The organism is Jiangella aurantiaca, from assembly GCF_004349105.1.
In the GTDB taxonomy this organism is placed as follows: Bacteria; Actinomycetota; Actinomycetes; order Jiangellales; family Jiangellaceae; genus Jiangella; species Jiangella aurantiaca.
This window is the reverse complement of the sequence record NZ_SMLB01000011.1, coordinates 127,726-140,401: the sequence shown is the minus strand read 5'-3', so window position 1 is coordinate 140,401 and position 12,676 is coordinate 127,726. Positions and strand designations below refer to the sequence as shown.

Here is a 12,676-nt window from a genome sequence, read left to right as displayed (position 1 = left end):
CCCCACCACCGAGCCACCGGAGGACGAGATGATCCGCCGCACGAAGGTCGCCACCGCGTTCGCCGTCGCGACGACCACCGCCGCGCTGGGAACGTTGCTGGTGACCGTGCAGAGCGCTCCGCCCGCGGCCGCCGTCGTCGCGAAGACGGTCGCGTCCGGCGCCGACCAGGTGCTGCCCGGCACCGAGGTCGCCCGCTACGACGCGTTCGACGCGAACCAGGGCGTGGCCGTCGACCGGCGGTATTTCTATGCCGTCAACAACCGCACCATCACCAAGCACGACCGCGTCACCGGCGAGCCGCTGCTGCAGTTCGCCGGCGACGAAGACGGGCCGATCGAGCACCTGGACAGCGGCGTCGTCGTCAACGGGAAGCTGTACGCGGCGCACTCGAACTACTCGGAGTATCCGATGGAGAGCTCCATCGAGATCTTCGACACCCGCACCATGCGGCACATCGGCACGCACAGCTTCGGCATCTACCGCGGCTCGCTGACCTGGCTCGACCACCACGACGGCGCCTGGTGGGCGACGTTCGCCAACTACAACCGGCCGCGCAACGGCACCCAGATCCCGTACGGCGAGACCTACAACACGCAGATCGTCAAGATGGACGACGACTTCCAGGTGGTCCAGTCGTGGACCATCCCGAAGGAGATCCTCGACCGGTTCGAGCAGATGAGCAACAGCGGCGGCTCGTGGGGCCCGGACGGACGGCTCTGGCTGACCGGCCACGACCTGCCCGAGGCCTACGTCATGGAGCTGCCCGACGCGGGGAGCGAGCTCAAGTGGGTCGCCACCATCACGCTGCCCGGCATCCAGGGCCAGGGCATCGCCTGGGACGACGCGCGGCAGAACTCGACGCTGTGGGGCATCAGCCGCGACAGCTCCGAAGTGCTCAGCTACCGGATCCCGCTCGGCGACATCGTCGAGTCCGGCGAGGAGCCCTGGCAGGTGAACGGGCCGGGCGAGTTCGAGGAGTGACCCGCTGAAGTCGACGGTTGATCATGGGGAAAAGGCGGTCCAGAAACGATTCAAAGGACGACTTTCTCCATGATCAACGGCGATCCGTCACGCTGCGCAACGAGGTTCAATCCACGTGGACGGTCACCGGGACCCGCAGCTCCGGGGCCCCGGGGTCGGACGTCGCCACCAGCAGGGTCGCGTGGTGGGTCGTCCCCGCCGCCAGCTCACCGGCGTCGACATTCACCGCGATCCGGAGCTGCCCGTCGGCGGCCACGGTCCCGGTCGCGGCGCGGACGTCGAGCCAGGGCACGTCCTCGGCGAGGCCGGCGCAGCGCTCCCCCGCCACCGGCAGGAAGCGGGCGCGGTCCAGCGCGCCGCCCATGCCGCCGATCGACCAGATCTCGCCGCCCGCCCGCGCCTGGGTGCAGAACCCGGCGGGCGCGGCGCTCACCGGCGACGGCAGCTCGGCGGCCGGATCGATGGTCCAGGTCCCGCCGGACCAGCCGGCGAGCACCAGCCGCTGCACCGTCGGCGTCGCGAGCCGGCCGTATGGCGGGTCGTCCTTCGCGCCGCCGAGGGCGTAGAGCGCCTGGTCGGTCGCGACCAGCGCCGCCCCGGCCCGCGGCTCGGCCAAGGCCGGCCCGGTGGTCCACGTGCCGGTGCGCAGGTCGAGCCGCTGGACGACGTCACTGACGGCCCCGTCCGTGGTGATCCCACCGGCGAGATAGAGGAACGGCCCGGCCTGGGTGAACGCGGGGTCGCGGACGGGGTGCGGCAGCGGTGCCGACGGTGTCCAGGTGCCGGCCGCGGGATCGTAGACGTGGACGTCGCCGGTGACGGTGCCGTCCGACGCGCCGCCGCTGCCGCCGGTCGCGCCGCCGGCCACCCAGACCCGTCCGTCCCAGGCCGCGGCGGCCGCGCTGGACAGCCCCGCGGGCAGCGGCGTCGCTGCGGACCACGTATCGCGCGCGACGTCGTAGACGTAGTGGCGGTCGGTGTCGTCGCCGCCGAGGACGTGGATGCGACCGGCCTCGCAGGCTGCCACGGCGCTCCGGCCGGCCTCCGGGATCGGCGCCAGCTCCGTCCACGCGTCCGCCGCTGCGTCGTACCGCCAGGTGCGGCGGGTCACCTCGATGCGCTCGTCGACGCCGCCGACGACGTAGCCGTGGTCCGGGTCGCCTGGGCACTGGGCGGCGGCGAAGAGCAGCCGCCCGCCTGGCACCGGAGCGCCGTCCGTCCAGCCCACCGCGGCGACCTCCGCCAGCGGGCGCAGCACCTCGGCCGTCTCCGTCACCGCGTAGTCGAACGCCGCGGCGCCGTCGTTGCTCAGGGTGAGCCGCTCCACCGCGCGGCCCCGGGCGCGGACCGTCAGCTCCAGCCCCTCGGCCGGCGACGCGACGGCGCACGGCTCGTCCCGGCGCAGCCGGAGGTCCTTCGTGACTGTCTCACCGGCGACGACGGTGACCGCGCCGCTCCGCGGCTGCCAGCCGTCCGCCGACGCCGTCACCGTGACCCGCCGCTCCGACCGATCCAGCCAGTGCCGGAAGACGCCGTCCTCGTCGGTGCTGACCTCGATGTCGGTGAGTGCGCCGCGCAGCCGCACGGTGGCGCCGGCCAGCGGCTGCTCCGGGCCGTCGCAGCGGTCCAGGCCGGTGACGGTGCCGGTCACCAAGCCCCACGACGACGGCGCGGTGGCGTCCATCGCGACGGTCAGCGCCGGGTTGGCGAACGGAGTGTCCTCGAGCAGCAGCAGCCGGGCCAGATAGTCGCCCGGCTGTCCGGCCGCGGCGCCGCTCGCCTCCAGCGTGACGGCGATCTCGGCCGACTCGCCGGGCTCCAGCGTGCGCCGGCCGCCGTCGGCCGACAGCCACGACACCGGGTCCTCGGTGGCGGTCTGGCAGTCGTCGAAGCCGGGCAGCTGCTCGACCCACGGGAAGGTGCCGGGCTGGCCCTGCGTGCCGCCGAGCTTGTAGAAACCGCACGTGCCGGCGAGCCGGTAGACGTCGAAGATCGAGTTCGGCAGCGACGCCCACTCCCCCGCCGCCGGGTCGTAGAAGAAGCCCTCGTTGCTGCGGTACCCGCCGACCTGCCCGCCCGACGTCATCAGCAGCCCGTTCGCCGCCGTGTGCGCGGTGAACGTGACGGTTTTCGGCAGGTCCGCGATGCGGTACCACGCGTCGGTAGCCGGGTTGTAGACGTAGCCGCGAGTGCTGTGCTCGATGTGCGGGGCCTGCCCGCCGGCGCAGTAGACCAGCCCGTCGATGGGACCGCACGCCTGCCACGACGCGGGCTCCGGATAGTCGGCCACCTGCGACCACGAGTCGGCGGCGGCGTCGTAGACGTAGACGTCACTGCTGCCGCGGTCCGGCTGGTCCGCCGTCCGGCCGCCGATGACGTAGAGCTTGCCGTCGAGGATCGCCGACCCGGCCGCGGCGAACCGCACCGGAGCGGGAGCGCCGGTCGACCACGTGTCGGTGGCAGGGTCGTAGATGAGGACGGTGTTCGTCTCGCCCATGCCGGCCGGGCCCCAGCCGCCCACCATGTACAGCCGGTCGCCGATGAACCCGCCGACCGGCTTGCCGCGCGGCTGCTGGAACGAGCCGGTGAAGTCCCACCGATCCAGCGCGATGTCGTAGACCATGTTGCGCTGCGAGATGCCCGACGTGCTGCCGCCGACGTAGTAGAGCTTGCCGTCGTGGACGGCGGCCAGGCCATCGGTGCGAGCGTCGGGCTTGTCGTGCAGCCGGACCCAGGCGGCGTCACCCGGGCTCGTCGGCACGTCCACCGCGGCCGGGCCGGCCGCCGCGTCGAGCGGGCCGCCGTCGTCGGGCACGATCGCGCGGCGCAGCGGCGCGCTCGGCAGCGCCGCGAGCGTCTCCCGCTGCTGCTCGAAGCCGGTGTTGCGCTCCGCCAGCTCGAACGACGCCGGCGCGGTGCCGACGTTGGTGACGGTGACCATGGCGGTGCGGGCGCCGCCGAGCTCGACCGTCTCCTCGACGACCGCGCTGCTCACCTCGAGTTCACCGGTGCCGAGCTCGAAGTCGGCGCGGGTGACGGCGCCTGGTTCGACGGTGACGGTGCGCCGCTGCGTCCCGTGCTGGCCGAGGTCGTGCTCCGCGGTCAGTTCGTGGTCCCCGGCGCCGGGGACGAACGTCGAGTAGAAGCCGCCGCCGAGCCCGGGGTCGGCGGGGGTGGCCGTCGTCGTGGCGGTGACGGAGCCGTCCGCGCTGCTGACGGTGGCGCCGTCGAGCGTGGTGCCGGTGCGGTCGTCGCGCACCTGGCCGAGCAGGAGGCCGCCCTCGACCGGCTCGCAGGTCCGCGCGCCCAAGAGCACGTCGTCGAGCTGCCACCAGCCGTTGTTCGCGATGTCGTTGCGGTAGTGGAACCGTACGAGCACGCCGTCGCGGCCGCCGACCTCCGGGAGCGGCACCTGCTCCTGCCGCGGGCCGCGCTGGTGCGCCGTGCGCCGCCAGACGTTCTGCCAGGTCGCGCCGCCGTCGACTGAGACGTCGGCCTCGGCGACGCCGCGCGAGAGCAGCAGGTCGGTCCGGAACGACAGCACCGGCGCGGCGACGTCGGTGAGGTCCACCGGCGGCGAGACCAGCATGCCGTCCTCGAGCAGTTGCCCGGACGCGCTGTCGATGCTGGCGAATCCGCCTTCACCGCCGGTGAGGTTGCCCCGCTGGCCGGAGTCGCCGGTCTCCCAGCCGTTGCCACGGACCGTCTGCACCGTCCAGCCGGCGGGCAGGCCGTTGTCGAAGGACGCGAACGCCCCGGTGTGGGCCGGCGCGTAGCCGGGCGCGAGGCACTCCGTCGTGACCACCGTGGCGGCGAAGTCTACGGTCAGATCGTCGTCGCCCACCTCTACGGTGCGGCTGAACGTGGCGTAGCCGTCGGCCTGCGGGCGGACCGTGAGCGTGTACGCCGTCGTCGCCGGCAGCTCGACCTCGTAGCGGCCGGTCGCGGGGTCGGTCCAGATCGTGCCGTGCGGGTAGCCGCCGATGCTGATGCCGGCGTAGAGCGGCCAGCCCTGCCCGGAGTTGTCTGTGACGGTGCCGCTGACGGTCACCGACAGCAGCAGGGTGAGGCCGACGTCCAGCGTCGTGGTGGCGCCCTCGGTGACGGTGACGTCGCCGGCCCCGCCGGGCGCGTAGCCGTACGCCGTCGCCGTCAGCTCGTAGGTCCCGGCGACGAGCGTCATGTCGTACCGGCCGTCCTGGCCGGTCACGGTCGTGCGCTGGTAGCCGTCGCTGCTCGCGCGCAACAGCACGCCGGGCACCGGCTCGCCGGACTCGCCGTCGGTGATCACGCCGGAGAGCAGTCCCGTGGCGCCGATCGGCGACGCCGTCACGGCCGCGAACGCGTCCAGCCGGCCCTGGCCGAACGCGTTGTTGTGCTGCTCGGTGCCGCCGCACTCCTCGTTCGGTGTGTCGACGGCGGTGGTGCCGAGCAGCTCGCGGGTGCCGTCGATGTCGCCGATCAGCGACGGCGCCGCCGACCACATGAGCGCGACGGTCGCCGTCACGTGGGGCGCCGCCATCGAGGTGCCGTTGGCGGTCCCGTACCCGCTGCCGGGGACGCTGGACCGGACGGCGACGCCCGGCGCCGCGATGTCCGGGCGGATCCGGCCGTTCGGGCCGGGGCCGCGGCTGGAGAACGGCGCGATCAGGTTCGCCGGGTCGTGCGCGCCGACGGCGTAGGCACCGGGAGAGTCGGCCGGCGACCCGACCGTCGTGCAGCCGTTGGCGCCGTCGTTGCCGCTGGAGAACACCGCGAAGACGCCGGCGGCGTTCCACGCGTCGACGATCTGGTCGTAGAACGGGTCGGCGAATCCGAGCGTGTCGGCGCCCCAGGAGTTGTTGACGACGTGCGGGCGCAGGTCGATGCGCGGGTTGCGGCCATTGGCGTCGGTGGGCGCCAGCGTCCACTGGCCGGAGGCCACCAGCGACGTGATCGAGCAGGCCACCTGGGCGGTCGCCTCGCAGCCCTTGGCGGCGATCCAGCGGGCGCCGGGTGCGACGCCGATGGCGGTGCCGCCCGCGTCGCCGCCGGCCATGGTGCCCATCGTGTGCGTGCCGTGGCCCTGGTTGTCGCACGGTGCGCTGCTCGGGCAGATGTGCGCGGGGTCGAACCAGTGGTAGTCGTGCGTGACGGTGCCGTCGGCGCTCCTGCCGCGGTAGCTCGCGGCCAGCGCCGGGTGGTCGAACTGGACGCCGGTGTCGATGTTCGCGATGACCAGGCCCTCGCCGCGGACGTCGACGTCGGTCCAGACGCGGTCGGCGTGGACGGCGGCGACGCCCCACTCCGGCGCCGCGGCCTGGACCGCGGGGGCGTCCTCGGCGGGCAGTAGCTCCGGGACGTCGTACTGGGCCACCTCGAGCACCTGGTCGACGCCTGGCTGCGCCGCCACCCGGCGGGCGATCTCCTCGGTGGCGTCGCGGACCAGGATCGCGTTGGCGATCCAGTACGCCACGTAGTCGGCGCCGGCCGCGTCGAGCTCCGTGCGGGTGGCCCGCTGGCTCTCCTCGGCGGCCTGCTGCAGGGCCGCGACGACGGCCGCGCCACGATCGTCCCAGTCGTCGATGCGAGCGGCCGCGGCCAGGTCGGCGCGTTCCTCGAAGGCGATCATGACGTCGGTCGTCTCGCCGGCCGCGAGCGTGTGCTGGACGTCGTCCTCGACCTTCGTCGCCCAGGCCTCCGCAGCGTCGCCCGCTGCAGCGTCGCCCGCTGCAGCGTCGCCCGCTGCGGTGGCGGCGCTGCCGGCGGTGGGCACGCCGGCCGTGGCCGTCGCACCGATGGCCGTCAGGGAGCTGATGAGCAGGGCCGCGGACGTGAGGGCGGCGACTCGGGTGCGCACGGGCATGCTCGGCCTTCCGACGACCATCTGGCATGGATTGCCGGTTATGGTCCGCGATGCCGGAACCGGGTGTCCAGGCACTAGGGTGGCCAGCTATGGCCATGGACAGAACTGGCCCGACGGCCGACGGCGAGGCGGTGCCGCTGGGCGCGCTCGGACTCGGAGCGGTCGAGGAGCGCACCTACCGGACGCTGCTGCGGCTGCCCGGGTCGACCACCGCGGAGATCGCCGAGACCCTCGAGGTCCCCCGGGGGCGGGCCCGTCGCGCCCTGGCCGTCCTCGAGCACGCCGGCCTGGTCAGCCGGTCCCCCGGTGCCGTCGCCCGGTTCCTGCCCGCCGCCCCGGACGTCGGCCTGGAGGCCCTCGTCCGCGACAGGGAGGCGGAGCTCGGTCGCATCCGGACGCTCGGGGCACTGCTCATGGACGACTACCGGGAGGGCTTGAAGGCCGAGCGCACCGAGCTGTGCGAGATCGTCACCGGCTCCGAGGCGGTGCTGCGTCGGTTCGACCAGCTGCAGCGGTCGGCGACCAGCGAGATCCAGGTGCTCGACACCCCGCCGTACTCCGGCCCGCGCGGCCCTCGGTCCAACGACGTGGAGTTCGAGATCCTGGCGCGCGGCGTCACCTGCAAGGCGATCTACGATCGTGCCGCGCTGGAACGGTCGCCGCTCGCGGCCGACGCGATCCTGCGCTACGTCCAGGCCGGCGAGCAGGCCCGGGTCACGTCGCGGCTGCCGCTGAAGCTGGCGACGTTCGACCGCAAGCTGGCGTTCGTCCCCCAGTCGCTGAACCAGCGCGACGTCTCCGGCGCGATCGTCGTCCACCCCTGCTCGCTGCTGGACGTCCTGCTGTACGTGTTCGACGAGCTCTGGTCGCGGGCGACGCCACTCACCGCGCCGAGCGAGCCGGACGCCGTCACCCCCGGGCCGGACGACCGGCGGCTGCTCGCGCTGCTGGCCAGCGGCATGAAGGACCAAGCGATCGCCAACCACCTTGACTGGAGCTACCGCACCACCCGGCGGCGGATCGCCGCGCTACTGGACGAGCTGGGCGCGGAGACGCGGTTCCAGGCCGGGTTGGCCGCCGCACGCCGCGGCTGGCTCTGAGTCCGTGTCAGGCTGGACCCATGGACCGGAACGCGGCTGTCGCGCTGCTCGACGAGCTGCACGCCGCTCAGAACCGCTACTACGGCGGCGGCGACGGCACAGCGCTGCGTGCGCTGCTCACCGACGACATCACCTGGACGGTGCCCGGCGACAACTCGATCGCCGGCACGTACCGCGGGTTGGGCGAGGTCTTCGAGTACTTCGACCGGCGCCGCCGGCTCGCCGACGACACGTTCCGCATGCACCGCCACGATGTGCTGAGCGGCGACGGAGACGGCGTCGCGGCGCTGACCGACGGCACGGCGACCATCGACGGCGTCGACTGGACGTGGTCGACGGTCGGGCTGTACCGCGTCCGGTCCGGGCGGATCGCCGCCTGCTGGCTGTTGCCGCTGGACCAGGGGTTGTTCGACCGGGTATGGCGCCGGCCCGGACCTAGACAGCCCTGGTCGCCCGCGGAGGAGGAGAACCGGTGAGGAGATCGCAGATCGACGGCGCCATCGACGGTGCCCGCGAGTTGGCCGCGGCGGCCGGGATGCCGTTGCCCGGCTTCGCCGGGTGGACCCGGGCCGACTGGCTCGCGGCGGCGCTGACGCCGGCCGCCCGGCCCGCACTGGAACGCGGCCTGGGCTGGGACGTCACCGACTTCGGCCGCGGCGAATTCGACCGCGTCGGGTTGGTGCTGTGCACGCTGCGCAACGGGACGCCGGCCGAGCGCGACGCCGGGGCCGGTCAGACCTACGCGGAGAAGTTCCTGGTCGCGCAGGACGGCCAGGAGACGCCGATGCACCTGCACCGGCGCAAGACCGAAGACATCATCAACCGCGGCGGCGCGGCACTGGTCGTCGAGCTGCGGCCGGAGTCCGGCGACGGCGACGTCGTCACCCTGGTCGACGGTTTCGAGCGGGCCGTCAGCGCCGGTTCGCGGGTGCTGCTGGAACCGGGTCAGAGCATCCAGGTGCCGGCCGGCGTGTACCACCGGTTCTGGGCCGACGGCGGCGTCGTGCTCGCCGGCGAGGTGTCGGCGGTGAACGACGACGTCGACGACAACATTTTCGCCGACCCGTTCCCGCGCTACCCGTCGCTCGACGAGGACGCGCCGGCCCGATACCTGCTGGTCAGCGAGTACGCGAAGGTCCTGGCCGGCTGAAAACGCGGTGCGCGTGACCTGGCGAGCGGACTAGCGTGCCCAGGCATGAGCACCGACGCCGCCGCCGCTGTCGAGGAGCTGGAGATCCCGGCCTCGATGGACGCGCCCGGCGCCGCCGCGTTCGCCGAGATGGTCGACGTCCGCAACGCGATCGAGTCGCACGTCATGGGCACGGACGTGCTCAACTACACCGCCCGAGAGCTGCTTCCGTCCTACCAGGTGCAGCACCACGAGCCGATCCGGCTATTCGTCGCGCGCATCGCAGGCCGCATCGTCGGGCGCGGCATCCTGTCGTGGTCGGCGGCCGAGGACGCCACCGCGTCGTGGGTCGAAGTCGAGGTGCTGCCGGAGTTCCGGAGCCGCGGCGTCGGCACGGCGCTCTACGACCACCTCGCCGCCATCGCTCTGCCGTCGGGCCGGCCGACACTGCAGGCCGACGCCATCCACACCCGGCCCGAGACCGGCGAACGCATCGAGCCTCCGACGGGGTTCGGCTGGCTCTCCGCCGACGACCCCGGTGTGCGGTTCCTGCGACGTCGCGGATATCAGCTCGAGCAGGTGGCGCGCATCAGCGGACTGCGGCTTCCCGTGGATCCGGAGCTGCTCGCGTCGAAGCGGGACGCCGCCCATGCCGCGGCGGGCCCCGACTATCGTGTGGTTTCCTGGGTCGGCACCACCCCGCCCGAGTGGGTCGGCGACCTCGCGACGCTGAAGACGCGCATGAGCACCGACGCGCCCAGCGCCGGCCTCGACATGTCCGAGGAGAAGTGGGACGCCGCCCGCGTCGCCGACTGGGACCGCCAGCTCGCCGACAGTGGCCGCGAGCGGCTCACGGTCGCCGCCGAGCACGTCCCGACCGGGCGGCTGGCCGGGTTCAACGAGCTGTACCTGCCGGCCGACCGCGCCCGCCCGGTGACGCAGGAGGACACGCTGGTGCTCGCCGAGCATCGTGGCCGGCGCCTGGGAACGCTGCTCAAGGTGGCCAACCTGCAGCGGCTGGCCGAGGTGAGCCCGTCGTCACCCATGGTGACCACGTTCAACGCCGAAGAGAACCGGCACATGCTGGACGTCAACGAAGCCGTCGGCTTCACCCCCATCGGCTACGAGGGCGCCTGGAAGCTCACGCCCTGACGGCGCCGGCGATCCGCTCGGCGACGGCACGCGGATCGACCCCCGCGGTGTCGACGACGGTGTCCGCCGCGGGCCGCAGCCACGGCAGCGTGCGTTGATCATGGAGAAATGCGCCTTTGAACCGATTCGGAACCCCGATTTCTCCATGATCAACGGCCGACGGCCGTGGCGGACGCAGCCGAAAATATCCGGTTCGTGCCGGGTTCGGCCGGCGCGGACGGGCCTAGACTCGTGCGGGTCTGGATCTCCCACGGGGGGCCGGCGCCGGCCGGCCGAGGAGTGATGGCTCATGGCCTCTACGCGACGCCGACTCGGACCGCTCGTCAGCGGCCGCCGCAGCAAGTGGGTCGTCCTGGTGTTCTGGCTGGTGGTGCTCGTCGTCGCGTTTCCGCTCTCGGCGAAGCTGACCGATGCTCAGGAGAACGACACCGCGTCCTGGCTGCCCGGCTCGGCGGAGTCGACCCGGGTGTTCGAGGTGCAGCAGGACGCCTTCCAGACCGGCGAGGAGCTGCCGGCGATCGTCGTCTACGAGCGGACGGACGGCATCACGCCCGAGGACCAGGAGAAGGCGGCCGCCGACGCGCGGGCGTTCGCGGACGTCGAGAACGTCAGCGGCGACGTCGTCGGCCCGATCCCGTCGGAGGACGGCGAGGCGCTGCAGGTCATCGTCCCGGTGGACCCGGGCGACGGCGGCTGGTTCGCGCTCGGCGACGCCGTCGACGAGATGAACGACATCGTCAGTGGCGGACCCGACGGGCTGGACGCGTACGTCGCCGGGCCGGCCGGCGTCTCGGCCGACTTCGCCGACGCGTTCGAGGGCATCGACGGCACGCTGCTGTACGCGGCGATGGCCGTCGTCATCGTCATCCTGCTGTTCTCGTACCGCAGCCCGGCGCTGTGGATCATCCCCGTCTTCTCGGCCTTCACCGCCCTCACCGCCGCTCAAGCCGTCGTCTACCTGCTGGCCGAGTACGCCGACGTCACCGTCAACGGGCAGACCGCCGGCATCCTGCTGGTGCTGGTGTTCGGCGCGAGCACCGACTACGCGCTGCTGCTGATCGCGCGGTACCGCGAGGAGCTGCGCCGGCACGAGGACCGGCACGAGGCCATGGCGTTCGCGCTGCACCGCGCCGGACCGGCGATCGTGGCCAGCGCCGCCACCGTCGCCGTCGGCATGCTGTGCCTGCTGGCCGCGGAGATGAACTCGACTCGCGGCATGGGACCGGTGCTGGCGATCGGCGTGGTCATCGGCGTGACGGCGATGCTGACGCTGCTGCCGGCGCTGCTCGTGGTCACCGGCCGGTGGGTGTTCTGGCCGCTCAAGCCGAAGTACGGGTCCGCCGAGCCGACGGAGCGTGGGTTCTGGGCGCGCATCGGCCGGTCCATCGCGCACCGGCCGCGGACGGTGTGGATCGGCACGTCGCTGGCGCTCGGCGCGATGGCGTTCGGGCTGCTGGGCCTGAACACCGGCGTCATCGCGAACAAGGACGCGTTCGTCGACCGGCCCGCGTCGATCACCGGCGAGGAGGCGCTGGCCCGCCACTTCCCGGCCGGCACCGGCAGCCCGGTGATCGTGATCGCCGACACCCCCGCCGCCGACGACGTGCGGCAGGCGTTCGGGGACACCGACGGCATCGCCGAGGTGACCGACCCCGTGCCGCTGGGCGACCTCGTCTACATGGAGGGCACCCTCGAGGCGGCGCCGGACAGCCCGGCGGCGCAGGACACGGTCGAGGCGGTCCGCGACGGCGTGCACGCCGTCCCCGACGCGAACGCGCTGGTCGGCGGCAACACCGCAGTCGCCCTGGACGCGCAGAACGCGGCGGCCCGCGACAGCATCGTGATCATGCCGCTGGTGCTGGCGGCGGTGTTCGTGATCCTCATGATCCTGCTGCGGGCGTTCGTGGCGCCGCTCGTGCTGATCGCGACGGTGGTGCTGTCGTTCGCCGCGGCGCTCGGGCTGAGCTCGCTGATCTTCGAGCAACTGCTCGGCTTCGCCGGCGCCGACGCCGCGTTCCCGCTGTTCGTCTTCGTGTTCCTCGTCGCGCTGGGGATCGACTACAACATCTTCCTGATGACCCGCGTCCACGAGGAGGCGAAGCAGCACGGCACGCGCCGGGGCGCGCTGATCGGCCTCGCCGCGACGGGCGGCGTGATCACGTCCGCCGGTCTCGTCCTGGCCGGAACGTTCGCCGTGCTGGCGACCCTGCCGGTGGTGGCGTTCGCGGAAATCGGGATCGCGGTGGCCCTCGGCGTGCTCCTGGACACGCTGATCGTGCGCTCGATCCTGGTGACGGCGCTCAACCTCGACCTCGGGCGGTTCATGTGGTGGCCGAGCGAACTCTCCCGCCGCCCCGAGCCGCCGGCGTCCGAGGTGGCGCGCGAGCCGGGCGAGGTGGTCGAGGAGCCCCGGCCCGTGCGGTGAGCTCCGGTGAACGGACGGTGGCAGCTGGCCGGGCGGACGTGCG

General features: G+C 73.1%; 7 protein-coding genes. 6 read left to right on the top strand and 1 reads right to left on the bottom strand.

All coding sequences use genetic code 11. From position 1 onward, the window contains the following. Positions 1 to 982, top strand: a 982-nt coding sequence (locus tag E1262_RS11060) for a hypothetical protein (protein ID WP_203453762.1), incomplete at its 5' end; no start/stop codon positions are given. A 106-nt stretch (positions 983 to 1,088) separates the two neighbouring features. On the opposite strand, the gene E1262_RS11055 is transcribed toward E1262_RS11060, so the two are convergent. Beyond that, positions 1,089 to 6,827 carry a S8 family serine peptidase gene (locus E1262_RS11055; protein ID WP_162605865.1) on the bottom strand — a complete coding sequence of 1,913 codons (5,739 nt, stop codon included), beginning with the start codon at positions 6,825 to 6,827 and terminating at the stop codon, positions 1,089 to 1,091. Between the two features lie 89 nt (positions 6,828 to 6,916). Here E1262_RS11055 and E1262_RS11050 point away from each other — a divergent pair, with 89 nt between their 5' ends. The 5 genes from E1262_RS11050 (at position 6,917) to E1262_RS11030 (ending at position 12,633) form a co-directional block, all read left to right on the top strand. Beyond that, on the top strand, positions 6,917 to 7,927 hold the full coding sequence (locus E1262_RS11050; RefSeq protein ID WP_162605864.1) for a helix-turn-helix domain-containing protein: 1,011 nt from the start codon (positions 6,917 to 6,919) through the stop codon (positions 7,925 to 7,927). 20 nt (positions 7,928 to 7,947) lie between these two features. Next, entirely contained in the window at positions 7,948 to 8,403 is a 456-nt protein-coding gene (locus E1262_RS11045; protein ID WP_132103180.1) for a nuclear transport factor 2 family protein, read from the top strand. Beyond that, the gene (locus tag E1262_RS11040) at positions 8,400 to 9,077 is read left to right on the top strand and encodes a D-lyxose/D-mannose family sugar isomerase (protein WP_132103179.1); all 678 of its coding nucleotides are present in this window, start codon (positions 8,400 to 8,402) and stop codon (positions 9,075 to 9,077) included. Before E1262_RS11045 ends, E1262_RS11040 begins: the two co-directional genes overlap by 4 nt. 45 nt (positions 9,078 to 9,122) lie before the next feature. Continuing rightward, on the top strand, positions 9,123 to 10,208 hold the full coding sequence (locus tag E1262_RS11035) for a GNAT family N-acetyltransferase (RefSeq protein ID WP_132103178.1): 1,086 nt from the start codon (positions 9,123 to 9,125) through the stop codon (positions 10,206 to 10,208). A 289-nt stretch (positions 10,209 to 10,497) separates the two neighbouring features. After that, complete coding sequence (locus E1262_RS11030) at positions 10,498 to 12,633, top strand: MMPL family transporter (RefSeq protein ID WP_132103177.1); 2,136 nt, start codon at positions 10,498 to 10,500, stop codon at positions 12,631 to 12,633. Positions 12,634 to 12,676 lie beyond the last annotated feature (43 nt).